The organism is Leuconostoc sp. UCMA20149 (assembly GCF_030400235.1).
GTDB lineage: Bacteria > Bacillota > Bacilli > Lactobacillales > Lactobacillaceae > Leuconostoc > Leuconostoc pseudomesenteroides.
Map to the genome: position 1 here is coordinate 1 of NZ_VJYC01000022.1, position 26,697 is coordinate 26,697.

General features: G+C 41.3%; 23 protein-coding genes. 15 read left to right on the top strand and 8 right to left on the bottom strand.

What is annotated here, in order from left to right:
• Window positions 1–138: 138 nt before the first annotated feature.
• The 3 genes from FF105_RS10690 to FF105_RS10700 all read right to left on the bottom strand — a co-directional run bounded on the left by FF105_RS10690 (window position 139) and on the right by FF105_RS10700 (window position 3,266).
• Window positions 139–537 (bottom strand): VOC family protein, encoded by a 399-nt coding sequence (locus FF105_RS10690; protein WP_010276084.1) that lies wholly within the window; start codon window positions 535–537, stop codon window positions 139–141.
• Between the two features lie 2 nt (window positions 538–539).
• Window positions 540–2,021 (bottom strand): 23S rRNA (uracil(1939)-C(5))-methyltransferase RlmD, encoded by a 1,482-nt coding sequence (gene rlmD, locus FF105_RS10695; RefSeq protein WP_147651120.1) that lies wholly within the window; start codon window positions 2,019–2,021, stop codon window positions 540–542.
• Window positions 2,022–2,102: 81 nt separating this feature from the next.
• The gene (locus FF105_RS10700; RefSeq protein ID WP_010276077.1) at window positions 2,103–3,266 is read right to left on the bottom strand and encodes a DUF998 domain-containing protein; all 1,164 of its coding nucleotides are present in this window, start codon (window positions 3,264–3,266) and stop codon (window positions 2,103–2,105) included.
• 270 nt (window positions 3,267–3,536) lie between these two features.
• Here FF105_RS10700 and FF105_RS10705 point away from each other — a divergent pair, with 270 nt between their 5' ends.
• From FF105_RS10705 to FF105_RS10725, 5 genes are all read left to right on the top strand, one after another.
• Window positions 3,537–3,764, top strand: coding sequence for a hypothetical protein (locus FF105_RS10705; RefSeq protein ID WP_004910965.1), 228 nt, complete (start codon window positions 3,537–3,539; stop codon window positions 3,762–3,764).
• Between the two features lie 51 nt (window positions 3,765–3,815).
• Window positions 3,816–5,963 carry an AAA family ATPase gene (locus FF105_RS10710; protein WP_010276070.1) on the top strand — a complete coding sequence of 716 codons (2,148 nt, stop codon included), beginning with the start codon at window positions 3,816–3,818 and terminating at the stop codon, window positions 5,961–5,963.
• A gap of 147 nt (window positions 5,964–6,110) precedes the next feature.
• Window positions 6,111–9,440 carry a BspA family leucine-rich repeat surface protein gene (locus FF105_RS10715; protein ID WP_010276067.1) on the top strand — a complete coding sequence of 1,110 codons (3,330 nt, stop codon included), beginning with the start codon at window positions 6,111–6,113 and terminating at the stop codon, window positions 9,438–9,440.
• An 83-nt stretch (window positions 9,441–9,523) separates the two neighbouring features.
• A complete protein-coding gene (locus FF105_RS10720) occupies window positions 9,524–10,516 on the top strand; it encodes a nucleoid-associated protein (protein ID WP_010276063.1) in 993 nt (330 codons plus the stop codon).
• An 11-nt stretch (window positions 10,517–10,527) separates the two neighbouring features.
• Entirely contained in the window at window positions 10,528–11,463 is a 936-nt protein-coding gene (locus FF105_RS10725; protein WP_010276059.1) for a DUF1810 family protein, read from the top strand.
• An 11-nt stretch (window positions 11,464–11,474) separates the two neighbouring features.
• On the opposite strand, the gene FF105_RS10730 is transcribed toward FF105_RS10725, so the two are convergent.
• Window positions 11,475–12,836, bottom strand: coding sequence for an aminotransferase-like domain-containing protein (locus tag FF105_RS10730; protein WP_010276056.1), 1,362 nt, complete (start codon window positions 12,834–12,836; stop codon window positions 11,475–11,477).
• 116 nt (window positions 12,837–12,952) lie between these two features.
• Here FF105_RS10730 and FF105_RS10735 point away from each other — a divergent pair, with 116 nt between their 5' ends.
• Window positions 12,953–13,891, top strand: a complete 939-nt coding sequence (locus FF105_RS10735) for a multidrug resistance efflux transporter family protein (protein WP_010276053.1) — start codon at window positions 12,953–12,955, stop codon at window positions 13,889–13,891.
• A gap of 32 nt (window positions 13,892–13,923) precedes the next feature.
• On the opposite strand, the gene FF105_RS10740 is transcribed toward FF105_RS10735, so the two are convergent.
• The 3 genes from FF105_RS10740 to FF105_RS10750 form a co-directional block, all read right to left on the bottom strand.
• On the bottom strand, window positions 13,924–15,354 hold the full coding sequence (locus tag FF105_RS10740) for an aspartate ammonia-lyase (RefSeq protein WP_010276050.1): 1,431 nt from the start codon (window positions 15,352–15,354) through the stop codon (window positions 13,924–13,926).
• Between the two features lie 95 nt (window positions 15,355–15,449).
• A complete protein-coding gene (gene rpiA, locus FF105_RS10745; RefSeq protein ID WP_010276046.1) occupies window positions 15,450–16,136 on the bottom strand; it encodes a ribose-5-phosphate isomerase RpiA in 687 nt (228 codons plus the stop codon).
• A complete protein-coding gene (locus tag FF105_RS10750) occupies window positions 16,133–16,414 on the bottom strand; it encodes a GNAT family N-acetyltransferase (RefSeq protein WP_010276042.1) in 282 nt (93 codons plus the stop codon). Before FF105_RS10750 ends, rpiA begins: the two co-directional genes overlap by 4 nt.
• Window positions 16,415–16,534: 120 nt before the next feature.
• On the opposite strand from FF105_RS10750, the gene FF105_RS10755 reads away from it, so the two are divergent.
• From FF105_RS10755 to FF105_RS10780, 6 genes are all read left to right on the top strand, one after another.
• On the top strand, window positions 16,535–17,077 hold the full coding sequence (locus FF105_RS10755; RefSeq protein ID WP_010276038.1) for a deoxyuridine 5'-triphosphate nucleotidohydrolase: 543 nt from the start codon (window positions 16,535–16,537) through the stop codon (window positions 17,075–17,077).
• Window positions 17,077–17,538, top strand: coding sequence for an NUDIX hydrolase (locus FF105_RS10760; protein WP_010276035.1), 462 nt, complete (start codon window positions 17,077–17,079; stop codon window positions 17,536–17,538). The genes FF105_RS10755 and FF105_RS10760 overlap by 1 nt, the downstream gene beginning before the upstream one ends.
• A gap of 16 nt (window positions 17,539–17,554) precedes the next feature.
• On the top strand, window positions 17,555–18,415 hold the full coding sequence (locus tag FF105_RS10765) for a metallophosphoesterase family protein (RefSeq protein ID WP_010276032.1): 861 nt from the start codon (window positions 17,555–17,557) through the stop codon (window positions 18,413–18,415).
• A 2-nt stretch (window positions 18,416–18,417) separates the two neighbouring features.
• Window positions 18,418–19,785 carry a DNA repair protein RadA gene (gene radA / locus FF105_RS10770; RefSeq protein ID WP_080519300.1) on the top strand — a complete coding sequence of 456 codons (1,368 nt, stop codon included), beginning with the start codon at window positions 18,418–18,420 and terminating at the stop codon, window positions 19,783–19,785.
• A 138-nt stretch (window positions 19,786–19,923) separates the two neighbouring features.
• Entirely contained in the window at window positions 19,924–20,832 is a 909-nt protein-coding gene (locus FF105_RS10775; RefSeq protein ID WP_010276025.1) for a hypothetical protein, read from the top strand.
• 14 nt (window positions 20,833–20,846) lie between these two features.
• The gene (locus FF105_RS10780; RefSeq protein WP_010276022.1) at window positions 20,847–21,077 is read left to right on the top strand and encodes a hypothetical protein; all 231 of its coding nucleotides are present in this window, start codon (window positions 20,847–20,849) and stop codon (window positions 21,075–21,077) included.
• A gap of 46 nt (window positions 21,078–21,123) precedes the next feature.
• Here the strand turns inward: FF105_RS10780 and FF105_RS10785 are convergent, their stop codons facing one another.
• A complete protein-coding gene (locus FF105_RS10785) occupies window positions 21,124–22,362 on the bottom strand; it encodes a YhgE/Pip domain-containing protein (RefSeq protein WP_010276018.1) in 1,239 nt (412 codons plus the stop codon).
• A 130-nt stretch (window positions 22,363–22,492) separates the two neighbouring features.
• On the opposite strand from FF105_RS10785, the gene FF105_RS10790 reads away from it, so the two are divergent.
• From FF105_RS10790 to cysS, 3 genes are all read left to right on the top strand, one after another.
• On the top strand, window positions 22,493–23,080 hold the full coding sequence (locus tag FF105_RS10790) for a TetR/AcrR family transcriptional regulator (RefSeq protein ID WP_010276014.1): 588 nt from the start codon (window positions 22,493–22,495) through the stop codon (window positions 23,078–23,080).
• 97 nt (window positions 23,081–23,177) lie between these two features.
• On the top strand, window positions 23,178–24,674 hold the full coding sequence (gene gltX, locus FF105_RS10795) for a glutamate--tRNA ligase (protein ID WP_010276010.1): 1,497 nt from the start codon (window positions 23,178–23,180) through the stop codon (window positions 24,672–24,674).
• A gap of 109 nt (window positions 24,675–24,783) precedes the next feature.
• Complete coding sequence (cysS, locus tag FF105_RS10800) at window positions 24,784–26,193, top strand: cysteine--tRNA ligase (protein WP_290046866.1); 1,410 nt, start codon at window positions 24,784–24,786, stop codon at window positions 26,191–26,193.
• The last annotated feature ends 504 nt before the right edge of the window (window positions 26,194–26,697 follow it).

The following is a 26,697-nucleotide window of genomic DNA, read 5'->3' on the forward strand; positions in this document are numbered from 1 at the left end:
TATAAGCCTAACATTTTGCAAAACCAATGTGAAGACATCGGCTTATTTCAGTAGTACTTTATTATCAATTGCATCATAAGAAAAAGAAGCTAAATGCATTGAAACACTTGACTTCTGGTAGAAAAAAAGCCTGATGACTCAGACTTCTTGGTAAACGAGTTCAATTTTTAAACGATCTGGATCTTCAAAATAAAGAGCTTGGTAATCTTGCCCGCCAGCGTATGGATATTGTTGCGGGTACAATTCTTTCAGGTTAAGCTCATGAATCCAGTTACGCCAGTGGTCAAGTTCCTGACGTGATGCGACATGGAAAGCCAGATGATTTAAACCATTGTGCTTGCGATGGAAACTTGGTGATAAATAGTTGTCTTCGGTTTGGACAAACACTAAGTAGGTGTCATCTAATTTCATTGAAAAGCCGGACGACCATTCTTGATAAATCTCATAGTCGAGTGCTGTTAAAAAAGGTAGCCAAAATTGACGTGATTTCTCCAAGTTAGCAACATTCATTTCAATATGATGGATCACACCGCGCATGGTTAACCTCGTTTTGTTAATTTAACGACACCTTCCCAACGGGCAGTTTGTGGGAACATATCAATACTTTGAATATACTCAACCTGATAGACTTGTGCGAGATCCACTAAATCGCGTGCCAACGTGGAAGCATTACATGAAATATAAACAAATTTCTCGGGTTTTGTGCGTAGAATTTCGCGCCGTAAAGCAGTGTCTAAACCAGTACGTGGGGGATCAACAATCAAAGCGTCTGCTACCCAGCCTTGCGTCTGCCACTTTGGGAACAAGGCTTCGGCTGTACCAACTTCATAATGTGCATTTGTGATATTATTGCGTGCAGCGTTGTCATTGGCATCATCAACAGCCTCTGGCACAATTTCCATGCCACGCACTTCGCCAGCTTTGTCTGCTAATGTTAGACCAATCGTTCCAACACCAGCGTAGGCATCAACGAGTTTATCCGCATGGGTCAAATTTAGCGCGGTTAATGCTTCTTCGTACGCCACAGTCATTTGCGTGTGGTTGAGTTGCATAAACGCCCGAGGTGATAATTGGAAGGTCTTGCCGAGAATGGTCTCTTCAATGGTGTCACGGCCCCATAATTTAAGCGTTTCCTCACCCCACACCAAACTCGTACGACCGGGATTGTAATTTTGGAAGATACCCACGACTTCGGGTAATGCTTGATTGATAGCAGCAATTAAAGCCGTATCTCCCGGGAAACCATCAGTATGCGTGACAAAAGTCAATTGCACGTCACCTGTTGTGTGTGAAACACGGGCGATAATTGTTTTCACAGTACCGCGATTTTTATCTTCATTATAGATGGAGACAGACAGTTTATCGAGTAGTTCTGCGACCTTGCGGATAACTTTCATGGTGGCTGGGTCTTGCGTGTGTACAACGGGCAAATCGACAAGTTCATGACTGCCACGTTTGTACATGCCAACACTTAATTTATCGCCAATTTTGCGAACGGGGAATTGCGCTTTGTTACGGTAATCGTATGGGTTGTCCATGCCGATTGTGTCGCGTAATTCATAGTGTGTCCAGCCACGGGGTTGGAATTTTTCAAGAGCTTGGGCAATGACGTCCTTTTTGAAGGCGAGTTGCGCCGGATATGTCATGTGTTCAAGTTCAAAGCCACCTACAGTATCAGCGTACTCATCGAGTGGTTTGACACGTTGTGGTGATTTCTCACGAATTTTGAGCACTTTGGCGGCGATGTATTTTGGTTCGACTTCCGTGACTTTCACCACAGCGACTTCGTCTGGTAAAGCGCCGGGGACAAAGACAATCTTGCGTTTGAAATAGCCAATACCCTCACCATTAATGCCCAATCGTTTGATTGTTAATGGGAAATTTTGACCAACGCGAACATTGACCCCGTCTTGTGCGCCATGATTGGGTCGGCGGTTGCCTTTAAATGACTGCTTATAGGCAGGTTTTTGTTGATTCCTATTGTGACCATTTTGATAGGGTCGTTTTTTTTTTGTTGTCATGTTTTACTTTCTGCATTGCAATGCCAAATAGCGGTTCGTTACGTCCTTAATCATACCATGTTTGGATAAGGGAAAGGCACCTCAAGAAATTTTGACGACAAATGTTTGGTAGGCATGATAGTATAGCCGGTAAATATTTTGTAATAGTAATAAAATCCAACTTAATGTCAGACCAAAAGCAATGATTTCAAAAGCAGTCAGAGACAAATAACCAACGACTTGAAATAACAGCATTGTGACAACTAAAATGCTACCAATAACGTATGACGTAACCATGAATTCGCGCGGTGCATTGGGCAATAACCAACGGTTACCAGCCATCAAAATTAAAATAAAATAGACTAAGCCGTTAGCAATTTGATCATGAATAAAGTGCAATTGCCCGGCATTATTTGGAAAGGCGCCGATACCTGCTAGTGAGATGGCAGCTAATGTTAGCAAAACGCGTAAAGCAATCAGTCGGTGATTGCCGCGCATGACTTGTTGTAGTGGCACAAACAAATAATCAACTAAGGCAATCCAAATTAAGCCAGCCAAAATCAAAGTTGCGTTAAATTGCCAAGCGTCAAGAGCGCCGTCGGTTCCTAAAAAGCTCAAGTTATATTGCCACCATAGTCGTGAACTGTTAGTTACCATTGCAATCAACACGCCGCCAATCATAGTCATCACAAAAATCGCAGTAATAAATAAAGTTGAAATCGACAAAGCGGCATAAATCATCAAAAAATTGATAATTGCGTCAAATAAAACAAATAACACTACCGAAGTGAATAAATCAAAGGTTACATTTTGAAATAAGTAATTAATTGCCCAAAAGAAACCGGATGTGATAAAGGCTAAAATAATCGCAAAAGCAATTAGTAAGGCAGGAAAAACACGCCAGCTCGTTTTGCGTTTGAGTGAATTGGGTTGACGACGTACTTCTTGAATATAAGTTATCAAAAAACTGAGCATACCACTGAGTTCACCCAGAAGAATAACGGCACTGGCAATTGAATTATCGCCGCCTAGTGGTAATTGAAATTCTCGTTGATAAAATGCATAACCAATGAATAACAATGCCGCCAACACTGATGGCACTAAGAAATGTCGCAGTGATAACGTTTGAATTTCATTTTGACCGTCTATTGGGTGTAGCGTAAGCGATCCGTTCCGCAAAGTTAAATGAAAGGATTGCTCGGGGTGTAAGTTCAATTCAGTGACAATTTCTTCAGGTAAGTTGATATGATAGGGTGTTTTTGACATGATATTCTCCAATAACATCTAGTTTATCATGACAACACCGGCAAAAAACAACTAATGTAATAAAATAGAAATACAATAGTTTACACTTGTGTTATATCACAGATGTGTTATACTATAAATGTAGAGAGGAACAAGAAAAGTGAGTGATGAAATCTCACGAGCCTCTTTTTGATAAAGGAGATGTAACTAGATGTTTAGAAGCAGCAACTTTATACAAGACTACGCCCACAATCGTGTGCGTGGTCAAACTAACGAGGACGGCGATTGACAATGAGATTTGATATTAAAGCATATTTAGATGATAATTCGCTAACGATTTATCGTGTGGCGAAGGATTCTGGTTACGGGTATACAACGATTCACAAGTCGTTTAATAAAACACAATCAGACGCAACGAGCTTGAATATGCGCGATCTTGACGCACTCGCGAAGGCACAACACAAAGCAATGTGGGAAGTGCTCAGAGAACTTGAGAAACTTTATTTTGATGAACAGTAAACAAGTGCTTGGGGAAGCACAAGCACGTAGATAAAAAGGGGAATTTAAACTATGGCTAACAATAATTTTTTCAATGATCCATTCGGATCAGATATGAATGACATTTTTAACAACATGATGGGCAATATGAACGGTATGAATTCGGAAAATCGTCGTTATTTGATTAACGGTCGCGAAGTCACACCAGAGGAATTTGCGCAATATCGCCAAAGTGGTCAGTTGCCACAAGGTAGTCAGCAAGCTGGTCAAGTGGCTGGTAATGGTCGTCCAATGGCACAACAACCGGGACAAGTTAAGCAAGAAGGTATGCTGGCAAAGCTTGGTCGTAATTTGACGCAAGAAGCACGTGATGGCTTGCTTGACCCAGTGATTGGTCGTAACAAAGAAATTCAAGAAACAGCGGAAATTCTAGGTCGTCGTACCAAGAATAATCCTGTGCTGGTCGGTGACGCCGGTGTTGGTAAGACGGCGGTCGTTGAAGGCTTGGCACAAGCGATTGTCAATGGGGACGTCCCAGCAGCCATTAAAGATAAGGAAATTTATAGCATTGATATTTCTAGCTTGGAAGCTGGCACACAATTCCGTGGCGCTTTTGAGGAAAATATCCAAAACTTGATGAAAGAAGTCAAGACAGCAGGTAACATCATCTTATTCTTTGATGAAATTCATCAAATCTTAGGCGCTGGTTCAACTGGTGGCGAAGATGGTGGCAAGGGATTGGCTGATATTATCAAGCCTGCCTTGAGTCGTGGTGAAATTTCATTAATTGGTGCCACAACACAAGATGAGTACCGTAACACAATCATGAAAAACGCTGCCTTGGCACGTCGTTTCAACGAAGTAACGGTTAATGCACCAAGTCCAAAGGACACGCTTGAGATTTTGAAGGGTATTGCTAAGTTATACGAGAAGCATCACCACGTCTCATTGCCAGAAGATGTCTTAAAAGCAGCGGTTGATTACGCTGTTCAATATATTCCACAACGGTCATTACCTGATAAGGCGATTGATTTGTTGGACATGACAGCAGCACATTTGTCAGCGAAGAATCCAGTGACTGACAAGGTCAGCCTAGAAAAGCAAATGACTGATGTTAAAGCAAAGCAAGAAAAGGCAGTTAGTGATGAAGATTATGAAGCAGCCTTGAAATATAAGAACCAAATTGCTGATTTGGAGAAGAAAATCAATAGTGCTGAAGATGCTACAAAAGTTGTGGCAACGCCAAATGATGTTGCGGAATCAGTTGAACGTTTGACTGGTATTCCCGTTGCACAAATGGGTGCTTCAGATATTGAACGCTTGAAGACAATTGGTGATCGCTTGGCTGGTAAAGTCATTGGTCAAGATGAAGCTGTCAACATGGTTGCTAAGGCAATTCGCCGTAATCGTGCGGGATTTGATGAAGGCAATCGTCCAATTGGTTCGTTCTTGTTTGTTGGACCAACTGGTGTTGGTAAGACCGAACTTGCTAAGCAGTTAGCGTTGGATATGTTCGGTAGCAAGGAAAACATTGTCCGTCTGGATATGAGTGAGTATTCTGACTTGACGGCCGTATCAAAGTTGATTGGTACGACGGCAGGATATGTTGGTTATGACGACAACAGCAACACCTTAACAGAAAAAGTACGTCGTAATCCTTACTCAATTGTCTTACTAGACGAAATTGAAAAGGCTAATCCGCAAGTTTTGACATTACTATTGCAAGTGATGGATGATGGCCGCTTGACTGATGGTCAAGGTAATGTGGTTAACTTTAAGAACACAGTCATTATTGCTACATCAAACGCCGGCTTCGGTCATGGCGCAGCAGGTGATGAAGAAGACTTGATGAAGAAGTTGGCACCTTACTTCCGCCCTGAATTCTTGAACCGTTTCAATGGTGTGATTGAGTTTAGCGCTTTGACAAAGGCGGACTTGAAGCAAATTGTTGATTTGATGTTAGACGATGTGAACAAGACATTGGCTAAGAAAGACTTGACATTGCAAGTATCTGAAGCAGTCAAGAATCATTTGATTGAGGATGGTTATGACGAAGCCATGGGTGCACGTCCACTACGTCGTGTCATTGAGCAACAAATTCGTGACCAAGTGACCGACTTTTACTTGGATAACCCCGGTGAAAAGGCTTTGAGCGCTGACTTAGTTGACGGCAAGGTAGTCATTTCAGCAGTGGTTGCAAAGACAGCTGTAACTGAATAATAGTTGTTAAATGATTGAACCAGTTCATCTATTGATGAACTGGTTTTTTTGTATGATTTGTTCACAAAATGGTCATCTTTTGCGCAAATTTCTTTCACCCCCCCCACTTTATACTAAATGATGACGATAAAACTGGGAGTATGCTGCATGAAAAAATATGTTAGAAAAGCCATCTTATTAACGATAACTTTGTTACTGGTTGGCGCAAGCCCAGCACAAATGGTAGCTGCCGTGGCTGCTGAGCAATCTAATCTGAAATCGGCAACACACGATAAAACAAAAACGGCTGCATTGCTGGATAAAGTTTTTAAAATGCCAAAAAGACAGTCTGAGGTTAGTACCTCGGTTGATAATGATAAAGCAGAAGCTGAAGTCCAGCCAGAACCAAAGATTGACCCTGTGCCTGAGACAGATAAGCCGGATGTAGCGCAAAAAGAAAAAATAAGTGAACCGACGTTAGCACCACAGTTAAAAGCAACTGAGACAATCACAGGGACTTATGGGACGTCACCATATACGCTGGACCCAGATACCGGCATTTTGGAGTTTGGAGCGGGAACGTTGGCAGAGGGTGCCATTAATAATTCTACCGAGTTCGCAAGCTATGTCTCAATGATTAAGAAAATAAAATTTTCAACTGGTGCCAAGCTACCTTCAGATAGTCATAGTATGTTCATGTATTTACCCAATTTAGAAAAGTTTGATAGCGCGAATCTTGATACATCAGAAGTGACGACAATGGTCGACATGTTTTATGAGTCAAAAGCGAGCACACTAGACGTGAGTAACTTTGATACTGGTAAAGTAACTGATATGCGTTGGATGTTTGCGTATTCGGCTGCAACGACGATTGACGTCAGTAGTTTTGACGCGGAATCGGTCGTTGATATGGGTTATATGTTTCAAGGTTCAAAAGCCAGCATACTAAATCTGAGTGGCATTGACACGAGTGCGGTTACCGACATGAGAAATATGTTTGCTTATTCAGACGCAACGACGATCAGCTTGAGTGATTTTAAAACGAAATCGGTCACTGATATGCAGTACATGTTTGCTTATTCAGACGCAACAACGCTCGACTTGAGCAGTTTTAATACCAGTGAAGTAACTAATATGACACACATGTTTGGTGGTTCAAAAGCAACGGTGATTGACGTCAGTAGTTTTAGCACGAATGCGGTTACTGATATGCAGTACATGTTTACTGATTCAGCCGCAACAACGCTCAACTTGAGCGGTTTTAACACCGGGTCGGTAACGAATATGAACGCCATGTTTTATAATTCAGCTGCAACGACGATTAATTTGAGTGGTTTTGACACTAGTAAAGTCACTAGTATGAGGTATATGTTTTATGGTTCAAAAGCAAGCACACTAGACCTGAGTGGTTTTGATACCAGTAAAGTAAATGATATGTATTACATGTTTTGTGGTTCAAAAGCGACAATGCTAGACTTGAGTGGCTTTAATACCAGTGAAGTGACGGATATGAGTGGCATGTTTTATAATTCAGTGGCAACCACGTTATATTTGAGTAACTTTGACACTAGTAAAGTCATTGATATGAGTTACATGTTCGCTGGTTCAAAAGCAACAACATTAAACTTGAATAGTTTTGACACCAGTGCGGTGACTAATATGAGTTACATGTTTTATTATTCGGACGCAGCGACAATTGACGTTAATAGCTTTGATACCAGTGAAGTGACCAACATGAACTACATGTTTTATCAAACAAATGTGCAGGCACTGGATTTGAGTCATTTTATATTCGCCCAAGGGTGTACCGTTGAAAACATGCTATATACGTATAATCGTAGCTTATGGAAACTAACACTTGGCGCAAACGAAACATTTCATGACAACGCCAATATTCAGAATCCAACTGTGGGTTCGACTATTCCGGGAGCCAGCAACGATTACGTGAGTGGCAAGTGCTGGCAAATTGTTGGTGAGGGGACTGATCATGCGCCGACTGGGGCTGAGATTTCCGGTGCTGACATTCCAAGTGATAGCCGTGCAGTTACAACAACATACGTTTGGGAACATATTGAAAAGTGGCGTGGTGTTAATGGTAATTCACCGTGGTATTTGAATCCAGATGATGGTGTTTTGACTTTTTATCAGTCTGAAGATGGCTCGCCCACAGCGCTGGCTGAGCCAGTTTATGACAATTTGCAAAATACTTTTGGTTGGAGTTTTAGTTTAATACAATCAGTCACTGCCATTAGATTTGATGCTGACATTGCAGCGCCAGTGAATTCAAGTAATTTGTTCGCTGGTCTTGAAAATTTAACTTCATTTGATAGTACAAATCTGGATACTAGTAATGTTGAGAATATGAGTAGAATGTTTGAAGGATTATATAGTTTGTCAACGTTGAATATTGGTGGTTTTAACACGGATAAAGTAACGGATATGAGTTTTATGTTTTCAGAATTATCACTGAATAGTCTTGATTTGAGTCATTTCAATACTGATAAGGTCGAGAATATGGCAGGTATGTTTCTAATGATGACTAACTTGACGGCGTTAGATTTGTCTAACTTTGACACTAGTAATGTCAAAAATATGTTTGCTATGTTTGCATTGAATGGCGTGAGGCACTTAAATCTATCACATTTCAATACAGCGAGCGTGGAAAATATGCAAGCAATGTTTCTAGCAAGTTTCATAGAGACTTTAGACATTAGTTCATTTAATTTATCTGGGTTAAAAAACAGTCCGGAGGATGGATTAGGTACTGATTCGCCAGTTATGTTCATGTTTAGCGCGATGTCAGTGCTTGATCCTGAATCTGAACAAGCCAGCAACCTTTGGCAAGTTAAGCTTGGTGAACAGACAGTATTCCCAGACGACCCCGGATTTGAAGCAGCACCAGCCGCTGGGACAACGATTCCTGGCACAAGTTACGTCACGAATGATGCGGCTTGGCAGATTGTTGGTAATGGCACTGCCTTGAATCCAAAAGGTGACAAGGTTTCTACCACTGCAATGTGGGAAAATGCGGTTCGACCGGTAACGTATGTTTGGGCGAACAAGAATCAAGCTTCGCCAAGTATTGTATCAGTTGATAGCATTAATTTTGGCATGTTAGCAGCCAATGACTTCTTTAATGGCAATAGTCCGTTGGCAACCAACATGGCAACTGGTTCAGTAGCTTTAGAAGGTTTAGACAGCAGTAAAACGTATCATGTTACCGTGGCGCAAACAAGTGATTGGGCAACTGATGGTGAATCAGCTACGATTGCCAAGTCAAATTTGAAGATTAAATATGGCGGTAATGATTTATCAACGAGTGCTAGCAGTTTCTGGTCGGGCACATCAGCGACTGGGACCAAGAACATTGCTTTTAATCATGACACCACCAAAAATTTCAGCATTTGGTTGAACCCTAATGCTCCCTTGTCGACCAATTTATTAGGCAAACAACTAGAATCAGAATTAACTTGGACGTTAAGTGACACGCCAGAGTAATAACAGTAATGAGTGAAAATGGTACAATGAAGAAAATAGATAAAGGACTTTTTGCGTGTTAACCACACAAAACAGACATTACGATGATTATTCAACATGCCATTTTGCATATTTTAGATACGAACACAGGTAGTTTAATTGCTTCCCAAGCTGAAATGAACGTTGATAACGCCGGCGTTCATGATTATATTGACAAGATTGTCGCCAAGGTGATGCAAGGTGATATCAAGACAGGACATCTCACCGCTGACAATTATCTCAAACAAAGTTTGGCGCAAGATGATTTTGCGACCATGACCACGCAACTCGCTGCTAAATTATTTGACACAATGGCTGGTAGTGAAGCAATTCACCCCGGCGATTTGTTGAGTTTTCAAGCGACGATGGACGAAGGACCTGTATTTGGGTTGATAAAGTTGGATTTTGCGCCACGTTATGCACATGCTGTCGAATACGAAGACGACAAAATGGTGAATAACTTGGTGCTAAATCAAGCGGTTTTGCCCGCTGCGACGCAAACGGTCAGTGAAGCAATATTGGTTGATTTAAACGATGATAGTTATCAACTGCTAGAAAAGAAATACCTCATTGATGGTCACCGCGTGCCATATTTTTCCGAAAAATTCCTCGAAATAAAACCTGACATTTCGGTAAAAGAAAATATTCAAACGATTAAGCGCACAGTTAAAAACATCGCTGAAAAATACGACGAACCAGAGCATGAAGCGCTCGCCATCACACAAACCGTTATCCATGATAGCATTGAGGCGACTGGTGAAATTGACACTGACATGATCGCCGAAAAAGTTTTCACCAATAATATCAGTGCAAAGCAAGAATACACTGAAAAAGTGACCGAAAAGGCGATTCCAAAGGCTGTTGCTGTCCCCAACACGACCAAATACGAGAAAAAGTATCGCGTCCAAAAGTTTAAATTGGATTCCGGTATTGAATTATCTATTCCGATTGATATTTATCAAGATCATAGTAAAGTCGAATTTATCAATAATGCGGATGGTACGATGTCGTTGGTGCTCAAAGACATTGCGTCTATTGTCAACAAGTTCAGCGTTTAAGGAGGAAAAAGATGCCCTATCAAGATTCTTATATTGCTAAGATACGTGAAAAAGTTGGTCATGAATTTGAATTGGTGACGGCCACTACTGACACCGTCATTGAAAATCAAAAAGGCGAGCTATTGATGGTCTTTAATCGTGATTTCAATGCGTGGGCTTTCCCTGGTGGCTACGTTGAGCCAGAAATGTCGTGGCAGGAAAATGCAGCGCGTGAATCGCTTGAAGAAGGTGGTATCGTTGCGGATCCACAACAATTACAACTGATAGGAACAGTATCAGGGCGCCACTATGTTGCCCATTATCCCAATGGTGACCGCACGAAGCTCTACACAACGATTTATTTGTTAACAGCGTGGGATGATGAGTTATCCCAAATTGATGACACTGAAATTGACGCTAAGCGTTGGATGTCGCCAAAGACAATTGCCCACACACCGCTAACGTTTTCTGGGGACGCTGTTTTTAGAGTGTATCAGCAATACAAAGCAACCGGTCAAGCGCACACATTGACGGTTGATAGTATCCTACAACGCTTTCTTGACGCCCAAAATGGTGAAATCATTGGTGTGAATTCCTATCAAGATGCACTTCAAGAATTAACCAATGGGCAAAAACAAACCCATTGGATGTGGTTTGTGCTACCACAATTAAAAGGTTTGGGTAGCAGCGCGCGTGCAATGTATTATGGTATTGATGGCGAACAAGAAGCCAACGATTATCTTGCTGATGATACATTGCGTGAGCGTTTAGAAACGATTGTCATGACCACTCTGAATTTGCCTGACTCTGATCCGGTGGCATTATTTGGTGAAGTCGATGCGCAAAAATTCCAAGCAAGTTTGACATTGTTTGGTAAAGTCGCAGACAATTCTGAACTGTACCAACGTGCATTGGTGAAATATTTCAACGGGCGCTTACATGAGCCAACGTTAGCACTGTTAAAATAAACAACGCCTGCTTACCTGATGATAGGTTTAAGGCGTAACAGTATGTGTTGCAGTTGCGCTGTATCGCTAATACCTGCAATTGCAATTCTGACAAAATAATCCCTGTGCGACCGCCAGCCACCAGCTTGAAATTGGGGGCTCAACAGCACATGGATTTTTTGTTGCGCCAAATCGTCTTTAACTTTTCCAATTTCCAACTTAGGATTAATTTTGACCCATTGAAAAGGGCTGCTGGGGGCGCTGAAATCAAATATTTCACGAAAAACAGCAACATGACGTTCTATTTGTTCACTTTGGTAATGAATTAAAGGTTCAATAAGATGATGTTCAATCAGATAGCGGATAATGGCAAAGTCTAGCGTCGGTTCTTGCAAATTTAAATTAGTAAATGAATGACGCAATTGTCGATCAAATTGCTGGGCATACAAGAGAAAGGCGACGCGCAAACCGGGCGCAACAATTTTAGAAAAGCTAGTGATATAAACTGTGTTTTGTGGTGCTAAATCAATTATGGCAGGCAATTTTTGTGTATTTAAGTGTCTCAAATAGTCATCTTCAATGATAATAAAATCATGTTGCCTACTCAATCGTGCTAACTGTTGACGCCGAATCAGTGGCATGGAACGATTGGTTGGATTGGATAAAAATGGCATGACGTAAACACCGTTAATTTTTTGAGTGGTGAGTAAGTGTTCGAGTGCAACGAGATCCATGCCGTCTTGATTTTGTGCAATGGCCAACAGTTTAATATGCAGTGTTTTCGCCAATTCAATGAAATTTGAATAGGTGTATTCATCAACGACGATTGTGTCATAAGGTTTGAATAAGCCAGATAAGATGACTGCCAAGCCGCTCTGCCCGCCGCCGGTAATCAAAGTTGATTGATTTTTGTTCATGGGCACCTGTAAATAATCAAACCACTGCTGGCAAATTTGGCGGTACTGTTGGTCGTCAAAAGCGTTGGTAGAGTAGCGTGACAAAGTTGCTAATGTGACGTGTGACATAGCTAGTTTGATAGTGTTTTCTGCAAGACTATTAGGCGTGGATCCCATATTGAGAATACCCAAATCGCTGATATGTGATGCGTTATTTTGTGCTTGAATTGTATTGTCGCGCACACCATTAGGCGATACAAAAGTACCACGACCTTTTTCTGAGTAGAGTAGTCCTTGTTTGATTGCCAATTCATAAGCATGTGTGACAGTTGTGAAGTGAATGTCTAAAAAATAGGATAGTTCTCGCTGGGAAGGTAGCTGTTTATAGGGTGGCAGCATGCCGTTTTCAATGTCGTTTTGAATGCTTTGATACAGCGATTGGTAAAGCGGTGGTTGCAAAGGTAATTCGCTTGGCACCCAAGACAAGTCATCATTCATGGTTGTTCTCCTAAGTATCTGTGATTATTAAACATTATAAGGCATACAATATTTTTATTGTATGCTTTTGTATTTACTGGTAACTTGTTAGTAATCAGAAAAAGGAGGGTTTATGTATGAAAATAAGTGTCAAAGCCATTCTCATTGGTGTGCTAGCTGCCTTCTTTTTCTCACTGACCTTTATTTTCAATGAAATTATTGCGAACAAAAACGGTTTTTGGCTATGGTCTGCGTCGCTGCGATTTTTGTGGATGTTGCCCATGATGGCTGTTATTTTAGTACCACTCGGTGGGTCATTTAAACACGTGAAGCAAGCAATCAGTCGGCAACCGGTGTCATGGTGGGTGTGGAGTCATTTTTGTTTTGTGCTGTTTTATGTCCCATTATGCTTAGCAAGCGCATATTTGCCGGGCTGGTTGGTGGCAAGCGTCTGGCAAAGCACAATTGTTTGTGGTGTTTTGACGACACCATTGCTCAATTTAGGTGTTAAAGGGAAGACGTCAAGACCAAAAGTTCCTTTTCCGTGGCAAAGCTTGCCTTGGATGGGTTTAATTTTGGCTGGTGTGTTGATGACGGTCATGCAATATATGGGGACAATTCATATCACTGGGCATATCTACTTAGCCTTGTTGGCAATTCTTGTTGGGGCGATTTGTTATCCTTTGGGAAATCGTCAAGTCATGATGATAGCGCCCAAAACGAGTGGGATTGAGCGAATCTGGGGGATGTTGATTTGTACAACACCGACTTGGCTATTGCTTGCGGGGATTAGTTTTGTTGTCAACGGCACCCCTAGCAGCAAAACAGTTATGGCAACTTTTCTGGTGGCGCTGTCTTCAGGTGTTATTGCTACGGCACTCTTTTTCCACGCAACCTCAATGGTTTTTAAGAACATCAAATCATTAGCCAAAGTTGAAGCAACACAAGCGATGGAATTAGTTTTTTCAATCATTTTGAGCGTGATTGTTTTACATCATCCGTTCTCGTTTGGCTGGCAATTTTGGGGCGTTTTGGTGATTATTGTCGGTATTGTTGGGATTAGTTTGCGCGATTAAAAAAAGTAGTCCTCTGACTACTTTGGGTTTGACTATGCTTTGGCTTTGGGGGCATGCAACACGAGACCATGCTCTGGTGTTCGGGCGTTGATGACAATGTCTTCCACCTTGAAGATATGTGCCAGTTCATCTTCACTGAAGACACCTTTATTTTCAGCGATCTGGCGTAGCGATTTGCCAGTACGTAGGGATTCTTTAGCAATTTTGGCAGCTTCTTGGTAGCCGATAATTGGTGCCATTGCGGTGGCAAAACTAGCTGACAAATCAATATCCTGTGACAAACGTGATTTGTTAATGGTGATACCATCAACCGCATTGATACGTAGTGTATCCATTGCACGGGTCAAATGTTCAATACCGGCAATCAGACTTTTGAAGATAATGGGCTCAAAAGCGTTGAGCTCAAGCTGTCCAGCCTCCGCCGCTGCTGTAATGGTCGCGTCAAAACCGATCATTTCAAAAGCGACTTGGTTGACTACTTCTGGAATGACTGGGTTAACTTTACCAGGCATGATGGAAGAACCGGCTTGTTTAGCCGGTAGATTGATTTCATGGAGACCAGAACGTGGACCGGAACTAATAAGTCTTAGATCATTTGACATTTTTGATAGGTTGACCGCCAGTGACTTAAGAGCACCTGATAGCGCCACAAAACTATCTAAATTAGAGGTGGCGTCAAATAAATCATGTGCCTGTGTCAAAGGCAAGTTGGTGATACTAGCAAGGTTTGGGACGATGTGGACTTGATAGTGATAGCTGACATTGATACCTGAACCAATGGCCGAGCCGCCCATATTAAGCATATATAGCGCATCGCGGGCGGTTGTAATCCGTAGCATATCACGTCGTAAAGGCTTTAGCCATGCATGAAAACTATTACCAAGCGTCATTGGTACGGCGTCTTGTAACTGTGTGCGACCCATTTTGTAAGTCGTAGAGAACGTGTCAGCTTTGTTGCCAAGTGCGTCAACTAGCGATTCTAATGATTCAAATAGTGGTGTCAGCAGACGAATCAAGGCAATTTTGCCAGCGCTTGGATAGGTATCGTTGGTACTTTGACCCATATTAATATGATCATTGGGATTGATGCGTTGATAGTCGCCACGAGCGCGCCCAATTTGCTCTAATGCAATGTTGGCAATGACTTCATTGACATTCATATTGGTGCTTGTACCAGCACCACCCTGAATGTCACTAATGGGAAACATACGAGAATCAATTGGTTGCTTGAGAAGTAATTTAGTTGCGCTAACAATATGCTTGGCAATAGAACGATCTAAATTTCCTGACGTGGCATTTGTTTGGGCAGCTGCTTGCTTAATTTCCAAAAAGGCGCGAATAATTTCTGGGTGAGTGACATTATCTGAAATCGGGAAATTATTCAAAGCTCGCTGGGTATGAACACCAAAGTAGACATCTTTGGGTAGTTCGATCTGACCAAGTGAATCTGATTCTGTACGCATGTTGGTTCTCCTTGCAGGTTATGAGAATAGTTTACCGCATAGATCGAGTATACCAATTATCTATGTTATGTTTTGTGACATCAAAAAAAGGCCCCTCAAGGTGCCTTAATAATTTCAACGTTATTCTCATGACCAATCACAATTTGATTGACGACATCGGTGAACAAACCGTGTTCGACAACACCAACCATACCAATAAGTTCTTCACCCAAAGCCCTTGGGTCTTCAATGACTGGCAAATGCAAGTCAATCAAGAAGTTTGCCGAATCGGTTCGGACAGGATTACCATTTTGGTCTAATCGCCAAGTTGGGTGGAATCCATCTGCGGTAAAGCGCTTGAACAATTGTTCAGAACCATAAGGAATGACTTCCACGGGTAAATATTGTTCGAGTTTTGGGACACGTTTGGTTTGGTCAATGACCCAGATGTTTTCACGTGAATTGAAAGCAACAATTTTTTCCCATAAGAGAGCGGCTCCGCCACCTTTAATGGCTGAAAAGTCGTCGGCCACTTGGTCGGCACCATCAATCGTCAAATCAATTTTGTCGACATCATCGACATTATACATGGGAATGCCTAGCTTAGCCGCATTACGACGGGTTTTCTCGGAAGTTGGGACGCCAACAATTTTGAGATTCTCATTGGCAACACGCTCACCCAATGCCGTGATAACGTGGGCAATGGTTGAACCAGAACCGATGCCAACCACCATATCATCTTGAACAAATTCAGCGGCACGTCGGCCAGCAATAATCTTTTGCAAATCTTGTGTTGAACTCATGACTTGTATTCAATCTCCTGATAAATGTCGGGATTGCGGAAAAACAAAGTGCGCGCGTACGAGCAGACGGGTTTCACTGTCTGACCATTGGTTTGTGCTTCATGGACGACAGTATCGACTAACTGGCGTGCGACGCCTTGACCACGTAGTGACGGGTCAACAATTGTCGAGTTAAGTGACAAGGTTTTGCCATCATTAATTGTGGTATAGAGCACTTCTGCAATTGTTTTGCCGTCTTTTTCCAAAAAATAACGACCATTTTCATGTTGAAAGTCCATAATGATTTCCTCTGTCTACATTATAACAATAGAAGAGCAGTTAAGTGACAAAAATGCTGTCTAAAATTTGACCAAAATAACGTATAATGAAATATAAACAATTAATGAGGTATTTGAAAGATGACACGTGGTTTTGAAATAGTAAGTCAATATGCTAATGCTGGTTTAAACTTGCCTAAGCGAAGCACAACACAAGCGGCTGGATATGATTTTGAAGCATCAGCAGACGTTACCTTGCCAAGCGTTTTGAGTAATCCTTTTTTTAAGGGACTCAACATTTTATCCCTTGGTAAACTAAAAGGTATCCGTGATGATGCCGATTTACAAGACCTTTTAAAGCCTGTTTTGGTGCCTACTGGTATTAAAGCATATATGGCTGAGGGCGAATATTTACAGCTTGTGTCACGTTCTAGCGGTCCAATCAAAAAGCGTATCATGATGCCAAATGCAATTGGCATTGTAGACGCCGACTACTATAATAATGACGCTAACGAAGGGGAAATTTTCTTCCAGTTCATTAATTTTGGCATCAAAGATGTTCACATCAAAAAAGGTGAACGTATTGGTCAAGGCATTTTCTTACCATACTTGTTAGCTGACGGGGACGATCAAGTTGCCAAACAACAACGACAAGGCGGATTTGGGTCAACGGGTCAAAATTAATGGCAGATGAGGCGACAGATATTGTTTGGCGAGGGGTTGAACACGATTTTAAGTTGCGCGTGACAGGCGCCTTTTTTAACGAACAACATCAGGTGGCGGTTAATGTCGACAACGACCATCATTTTTCAGCCCTACCGGGCGGCAAAATTAAGTTTGACGAAACAAGTCAAGTTGCCATTGTTAGAGAATTTGCTGAAGAAATGGGCATTCACGTCCGACCGGTACGATTGATTGCCATCACAGAAAATTTGTTTGTTTTTCGTGGCAAGCAGACGAATGAAATTAATTTCACTTGGCTGGTTGAGCAGGCTGATCAGACCAAGTTATTTGCTAAAGATGCGTGGGAGCAAACTGTAATATGGCGTGATACCAATGATTTAGCTGACTTTAAGCCAACAGCATTGCAGGCGGTTATACGTGAATTACCTACTGCGCCAATCCACCTCATGAATCAAGATTAGGAGAGCAATTCATCACATGCAACAAAAGATAGGTGTTTTAGCAGATGTTCATGGTAATTTAACAGCTTTAGAGGCTGTGATTGCTGATGCCAAGGCGAATGGGGTGACTGAGTTTTGGTCATTAGGTGATATCACAACGTTTGGCCCTGGCACGGTAGCGAGTTACCATTTGCTGCAACAGGAGAATACTACGGTTTTCTTACAAGGCAACTGGGAATCAACTTATTTTGAAATTGAAGCTGGCGAACCAATAGATTTTGGTAATGCTAAGGACGTTGCCTTTTTGGCTTGGATGTCACGCGAATATGCGGCATTTAATCAGTCAGAGATTGATCAAATTAGGCAGTTACCAATTAAGCGTCGTGTTGAACGCGCAGGGTTAAAAATTGACCTCATGCATAATCAGCCCAATAAGAATTATGGTGGTGATTTATCGCCCGACGCACCACAAGCCAACTTTGATAAAGTATTTCAAGGTAGTGATGCGGACATGGCAATATATGCGCATGTTCATGCTCAAATCATGCGATGTGACAACATTGTTTATGAGCCATATCGGATGCACCGTATTTTGAATACTGGGACAGTGGGACAATCGTATCAACTGACGCAACAAGGTATGATTGCACAGTATTTGTTATTGACATTAGACGATATTGTTGGCGTGGCGAGTGCTGATTTTCGACGGGTCAATTATGATACATCACTTGAAATAGCGCGTGCCCAGCAAGCTGACTGGCCATTTTCTGAGTCCTATATTCGAATGTTAAAAACAGGTCAATTTACACGTGACGCTGATAGTTTGGCGGCGGACAAACGTTTTCCAGAGTATCAAGCGCAAGCCCAGTCATTTTATCAACAGCTGAAAGGAGAATAACTATCGCTAAAGTTAAAACGCAATTTATATGTACCAATTGTGGGTTTGTATCAGCTCGTTATCTTGGGCGTTGCTCGAATTGTGGTGAGTGGGGGACATTAGTTGAAGAAAAAATTCAACCAGAAACCAATGATCGCAAGAGCCGTGTCAGCCTTGATGGTCGAACGGCCAAAGTTGAAAAAATTAACGAAGTAACGTCTGAGGCGACCCCACGGGTGGCAACGCAACTAAAGGAGTTAAATCGTGTCCTTGGTGGCGGTGTCGTACCGGGATCAATGGTACTGATTGGTGGCGATCCGGGTATTGGTAAATCAACGTTATTGCTCCAAGTGTCAGGGCAATTGGCGCAAGCGGGTCGTGTTTTGTATGTAACCGGTGAGGAATCTGCGACCCAAGTTAAGTTGCGCGCTGATCGTTTGGGCGTTGGGCATGACGAATTTTACCTTTATCCGGAAACGGATATGACGGCTATCAAAAAACAAATTGAAAGTTTACAGCCGGATTTTGTGGTGATTGATTCGGTTCAAACAATGCAAGAGCCAGATATCACGTCCGCCATTGGCTCGGTCTCACAAATTCGTGAGGTGACGGCTGATTTGCTGCAAATCGCCAAAACCAATAATATTTCCATCTTTATCGTCGGTCATGTGACCAAAGATGGTGCTATTGCGGGACCAAAAATTTTGGAACACATGGTAGATACGGTATTATATTTTGAAGGTGATAGTCACTACAAATACCGTATTCTACGTGCTGTCAAAAATCGTTTTGGGGCGACTAACGAATTAGGCATTTTTGAAATGCGTGATGGTGGGTTAATTGAGGTTGCTAATCCTTCTGAAATTTTCCTTGAGGAGCGCTTGGCTGGTGCAACCGGATCGGCCATTGTGGTGGCATTAGAAGGATCACGCCCAATTTTGGTTGAGCTGCAGGCCTTGGTCACACCGACTGTATTTGGGAATGCGCAACGGACCGCTGCTGGATTAGATCGTAACCGTGTGTCACTTATTATGGCTGTGCTTGAGAAACGTGCTAATTTGCTACTGCAAAATCAAGATGCCTATTTGAAGGCGGCTGGGGGCGTCAAACTTGATGAGCCAGCCATTGATTTGGCAATTGCAATTGCGATTGCGAGTTCTTACTATGATAAAGAGTCACAATCTAGTGATGTATTTATTGGTGAAATTGGTTTGACTGGTGAAGTGCGCAGTGTTGCTGATATTGAAGGGCGTTTAAAAGAAGCAAAAAAGCTTGGTTTCAAACGCGCAATTGTACCAAAAAACAATTTAAATGGGATTACCAAGCCGCGTGATATTCAAATCGTTGGCGTCGCAACCTTGAGCGAAGCGCTTAAAATTGCGCTAGGGTAATATTTAAAAAGCCAGTTTAACTGGCTTTTTATTTTGTCAAAAAATGAGAATGATTTCACAAAAAAATATCAAAATAGTCGTTGAAAATTCATAAAAGGGTGTAATAATGAAGTTTATGTTAAAGAAAAGAGAAGAAATATGACAAGAAAAATTGTGAATAAGGTAGTGGGAGCTTTGGTTGTTTTTCTAGCCATCTCGCCGTTATCTACAGCATTTGCTGATAAGAGTATCAGTTATGATAATGACGTCAAGGCAAGCAAAAGTTACACAATGGATAATGGTAAACAAATAAATATTTCTGACCAAAATATTGAACATGATGATGGTAATTCAAAAGGAGATACTTCACCGGCGATTGAGGGTAACAAGGATATTTCGTTAATTAACACAGATGATTATTTGTTGATTCCTCATACGAATGGAAAATGGGAAAAGATAGACAAAAATGATTTGTTTAATAAGGCAGTCACGCGGGGAAATGGCAATCAAGTCTTGATGAGTTCTGCTAATGGTGGTGTTGTGGTTCCAAATAACGCGTGGGATAAAAATAAAGGACATGTCGCACTTTTGCAAGCTGAAGCGTGGAATTATGCTCAAACAATCAAATTGTATTCTGCAATGAAGGCAGCGATTGCTTCTTCAAAACCAGTTGGTTCAGTAGTATCTGATTTGTTAGCAAAAGTTCCAGAGCTTGGCTGGTTGTTAAGCGTAATGGCAAAAATTGATGCCAATGATTTTAACCATGTTTGTTCTGAATATCGAGATGCAGCAGACAAAGTAACGGATCGTGGATTTGGCTTAGTGACAACTAATAATCAAAATCCTATGGCTCAGACAGTTGATCCCCATATACATGATTGGTTTTATAATGATTCCTGGGAAAGCCCTGAAAAGGCGCTCAGTGTTCCGGAGGGTTCTGACTCCAGAACGCCAAATAATTGGCCCGGAGGACTGAATTATATTCGTCAAGATTTTTACGGTGGTTGGTCTTGTGATTATAATGTAAGTGCCAAATGGGTAGGTGTTGGTAAAGCTACTAAATATTAACGGGGAAAATAAAAATGAAATATACAAAAAATTTTTTTTCAGGACGTTGGGGAATTTATTTTGCAGTCACTGTTGTGGCAATTATAGCAACATCATATTTCCATAATCTAATTTCTTTAGCAGAAGCTGCTATTTATGGTTGTGGTGGCTACCTCTTAGCTAATTCCGATCGTGAACTCAAGCAACTGAAACGCCAGCTTAAAGACAATGACGTTGCCAACAAAAACGTGACACATAATTTATAAATCAAAAAGGACTGCATCTATGGGAATGTGGTCCTTTTTGCAACTTCTAAGCGACGTCGATAAGTGGGTTTTTATTCTTTTGAAATGCGACAATGATCAGATGAATTACTATTGTCACAATGCCAATGGCGAAAAGTTGAAGCCAGAGTGTTTCTGTGTGATTGCCACCGTACAAAATGTTGTAATCAGCGCGAATCGAATAAAAACAAGGTGAAATATTACTCATGGCTTTGAAAAATCCAGGTAAAATCGGACGTGGAATTAAGCCAGCACCAGACACAACTTGCGTCAGCATGAATGGCATATTGATCATGATACCCAGCTGACCTAATATCAATGAGAAAATTAAGTTGACGTTTAGGGCTGCGAACAATTCTAGTGTGTGTGAAAACCATAGTTGCCAATAGACGTTCGTGCTGAAATGAATCATGCTCTTGCTGAGACCAACAATCAATAGAGGTGCAAACATGGCAATCATAACAATAGCGATTTCAGTGTAAACATACGACCGCCAACGACCAATTAATGGTGCAAATGATTTATATGCCATTACAATGAGCATGGCTGCAATCATTGAACCAATATAGAAAGATAGTGACATAAAGAAAGGTGCCATGCTGTGTTGCATGCCGGTTGGCACTTTGTTGACCTTCACAATATCATATTGGTATGATTTGGCAACATTAGCGTAGGTTTGGTTAATTTTTGTAGTTGCTGCTTGCTGGGTTGCCTTGGCTTTTGCTAAAATAGCGTCCTTTTGAGTAGGATTTGCTGCAATCAAAGATTTTGTTTCGGTTTCTAATTGAGACAGGGTTGCTGCTGATAAGACGCCTTTGCCTTGCTGAAGTAAGACATTTTTTTGTACCTTGGCACCAACTGATTTTGACACGGTTTCCATAGCAGAGACGGCAGTCGTTGGATTAGCATAGTTGATATAAAACTTTAATTTGGCTGTACTTTTGCCATCTATTTTTTTCAAATTAGCATTGAAGTTTTGGGGAACGTTAATAATCAAATAAATTTTACGATCATTAAGTTGCGCTTTTGCTTCGGACAAACTGAGATTTTTCTTGATATGTTTAAATGGCAAAGCGTCTTCTAGTTGATGAGCGAGCTTTGTGCTATCTTTGTCTTGACTAACGACGGCGACGGGTAATTGATCAATTTTACTAGGAACCGCTTTGTAGCCAGAAAAATAAATACCGACCATTAATAATCCGTAAAATAAAACGATGATGAGTGCGCCAATCACACCCTTGTTGAGCAGAAATTTTTTGAAATTCATGTGGCTCTCCTTTTTATTTGCTGACAACAGAATAGCACTATTATGTTCTGCATGCAAGTGCTTGCTTGCATTTATGAATAACAGTCTTTTAAAATAGAAATATGATAATATAGCTAAGAAGAGGTGTGATATGACAACTAATCCAACATCAAAACAAGATTTGATTTTAAATGCTTTCATTACTTTGTTAATTCAGGGTGGCTATCAATCGGCAACTATCAATAAGACAGCCGAAGTGGCTGGTGTTAATCCCAGTACGATATTTCGTAAATTCACTGATAAAGAAGGATTGCTTTCAGCTGTTGTCGAGCGTCATTTGCACGACTTATCGACCATTTTTGATGGCATGGTTGTCATCGGTGACGTCGAAAAAGATTTGATGACGATGTCTCAAACTTATCAAGAATTTCAAGCCAATCATCAAGAAATCGTTCTAGTTGGGGTCCAAGAATCATTTAGAATGCCAGAAATGAGCCGAGCAGTTGAAGAAATACCCCTCCAATTCAAGCAAATGTTAAGAGAATATTTTACGGATATGCGCGCACAACACAAAATTAGTGACCAAGTCGACATTGAAGCAGCCACTATGAATATGATTTGGCTAAATTTTGGTTACTTTTTAGCAGCTATTCGCTTTGAAAATCCCGATTTAGTGACGCCACCTGAAGATTTTTATGACAAACAAATTCGTTTTTTTGCCAAAAGTTTATCAGTATGAATAGCATTCGCCTTGCTATTGGAACTAGCTTACTGATTGTTGTATACTAGTAGCTAGACAAATCGTGATTACATCACAAATAGGAGATTGATAACACATGACAGAAGACATTCGTGTCCGCTATGCGCCGTCACCAACGGGACATTTACATATTGGTAACGCGAGAACTGCAATTTTTAACTGGCTTTTTGCGCGCCATTATAACGGCACATTCATTATTCGTATTGAAGATACAGATTCAGCACGTAACATTGCTGACGGTGAAAAATCACAGCTGGATAACCTAGCTTGGCTTGGTTTGGATTGGGACGAAAGTCCTGATAAGCCAGGAGATTATGGTCCTTATCGCCAATCGGAACGTAATGAACAGGGTGTTTATCAAGAATTTATTGATGCTTTGCTAGCCAATGGACAAGCTTACAAGTCATACAAAACATCAGAACAACTAGCTGCAGAGCGCGAAGCACAACAAGCTGCCAAACAAGCACCACATTATATTTATGAATATGAAGGCTTGACTAACGAAGAACGCGAAGCTAAGTATGCTGAATTTGAGGCGCAAGGGCTTAAGCCGGTTGTGCGTTTCCGCGTACCAGAGGAAAAAGTTTTTGCGTGGGACGATATTGTTAAGGGTCACATTGAAATTGGTGCCAAGGAAGTTGGTGGTGATTGGGTCATTCAAAAAGCTGATGGCATGCCAACTTACAACTTTGCCGTGGTAGTGGATGATCATTTGATGAAGATATCTCACGTTTTGCGTGGTGATGATCACGTTTCCAATACACCAAAGCAAATGATGATTTACGATGCTTTAGGTTGGGACGTGCCAAAGTTTGGGCACATGGCATTGATTATCAATGGTGAGACGGGTAAAAAATTGTCAAAGCGTGATGAAAATGTTTTGCAATTTGTCGAACAATATAAAGAACTCGGTTACCAACCACAAGCAATGGTTAACTTTATTGGCTTGCTAGGCTGGTCACCTAAGGGTGAGGACGAAATTTTCTCACTTGAAGAATTTAAAAATATGTTTGATGAGACACGCTTATCAAAAGCCAACGCAAAGTTTGACCAAAAGAAGTTGGAATGGATTAACAACCAATGGATGCGCCGTGACACAGATGCTGTTATGCCACAGTTAATTCAAGAACTAGTGAATGCTGACTTGATTTCTGAGTCCGATGCGCAACTCAAAAAAGATTGGTTAGCCGACGTTATTAAGATTGCTGGGGTTGATGGCATTTCCTATACACGTGAAATCGTTGCATTAGTGCGCAAGCCTTTCTTTGAACTTGGTGACGTGACTGATGAAATGGTTGACTATTTGACTTCCGACGATGGTCGTAAAGTCTTTGATGCTTGGGAAGCCGCATATACAGCTTTGCCAAATGATGCCACAGCAGAAGACTACATGTCAGCCATTCGTGGCATTCAAAATGATTTGGAAATTAAAGGTCGCAATTTGTGGAATCCAATTCGTATTGCCACAACTCACGAAATTCAAGGTCCGAACTTACCAGAAATGTTAGTAGTTTTGGATAAAAATACTGTTCTACAAACAATGGCTGACATTAAACAAAAATATTTGAACTAACGATAGGCGCCACGATGTGGCGTTTTTTGTTTGCAGTGCCTCATGAAAAGCCCCAAGCGTTTGACGAGTCCTGTATAATATAAGTAAATATGTTTACAGGAGACAATGTATGATTCAGGTATTCAACACTTTGACTCGCGAAAAAGAGGTGTTCAAGTCAATAACACCGGGCAAAATTAACATGTATGTTTGTGGACCAACGGTCTATAATTACATTCATATTGGTAACGCTCGTTCAGCGATTGCCTTTGATACGGTGAGACGTTATTTTGAGTATCGTGGGTATGATGTGAATTATGTCTCTAATTTCACAGATGTTGATGATAAAATTATTAACCGCGCCCAAGAAGAGGGCATTTCAGAAATGGCAGTGGCTAATAAGTATGCCGATGCTTTTCATGAAGACACACTGCCACTTAATATTAAGCCTGCAACTGTTCGATCACGTGCTACCGAGGTGATTCCTGAAATTATTACCTTTGTCCAAGACTTAGTTAATAAAGGCTATGCTTATGAAGTTGAAGGGGATGTTTATTTTCGTGCTAAAAAGTTCAAGGGCTATGGCATTTTAGCACATCAAGATTTGGCTGAAATGGAAGCAAACGCCGCAGGGCGTCTGGATGATGAAGAAACGGCTCGTAAAGAAGATCCGATTGATTTTGCAGTTTGGAAAAGTCAGGAAAATCCAGACGTTATTTCATGGCCATCACCTTGGGGTAACGGACGACCGGGTTGGCACATTGAGTGCTCGGTCATGGCACAAAAATATTTGTCAGATACCATTGATATTCATGGCGGTGGTATTGATTTGGGCTTTCCGCATCATACAAATGAAATTGCGCAATCTGAAGCGCATACGGGGCAAAAGTTTGTTAATTATTGGATGCATAATGGTTTTGTTAATGTTGATAACGAAAAAATGTCCAAGTCATTAGGCAATTTCACCACTTTGCATGATATGTTGGCTAACTATGATGACCCAATGGCTATTCGTTATTTACTTGCGACAACACAGTATCGGCGACCAATAAACTATGCCGAAGAGACATTGGCTCAAGCGCGCGCAGAATTAGACCGTATTCGTACAGGTTACCGGAATCTTGAGTTTCGCTTGGGATCAGCCACATCGGGTCATGATGATAGTATAGATCAAGCGGTGAATACCCAAAAAATTGCGTTCGAGACCGCAATGGATGATGATTTTAACGCCCAAAACGCAATTGCTGCTGTATTTGAACTTGTAACGTTAGCTAATACTTATGCGGAGTCTGATACGGTTAAGCAATCGTCTGGTAATCAGCTACTAGAAACACTTCAGATGTTAATGCAGGTATTTGGTGTGGACATTCTCAAAACACAAACTTCTTTAAGCCCTGAACAGAAACAGTTATTTGATGACAGAGCAAATGCTAGAAAATCACATGATTTTAAAAAATCAGATCAATTGAGAGATGAATTAAACGCCCAAGGGATTATCGTAGAGGATACGCCACAAGGACAGCGCTGGCATAAAGCATAACCCAACAAAATATCAATCAATCAAACCGATAACTTAGACTAAGAAAAACAGGTCAAAGGTTATCGGTTTTGATTTTGACGATAACCTCTCTTTTAAAATATTAAGATAAGGTAAAGGGCGGGGCGAATGAAGCGAACGAGGTGAAGGAATTAAGGGGTAAAAGGGAGTAAAAAGCGAACGTAAAAGGAGAAAAGGGAGATAGAGGGAGGAAAGGACAAACGGGGTAAAAGGGAGGTAAAAGAAAGGGAAAAAGGAGTTGACGAGGCGGGATAAAGTTGGTATATTAATATATGTTCTGACGCAGGCAAAAGCGAGTCAGAGCGAGCCGAAAGCTTGAGTAAGTCAACGAAAGAAGTAGTTGACAAGGCGAGCGAAAGGTGATAAGATAATATAGTTGTCTCAAGGGGCAATAAGTAGCACATTGAAAACTGAACAAAACTTTGAACAAACGAATCTGTGGCTGTTACTTAGGTAACAAAAACAAATTTGCGAAGTCAATTCGTA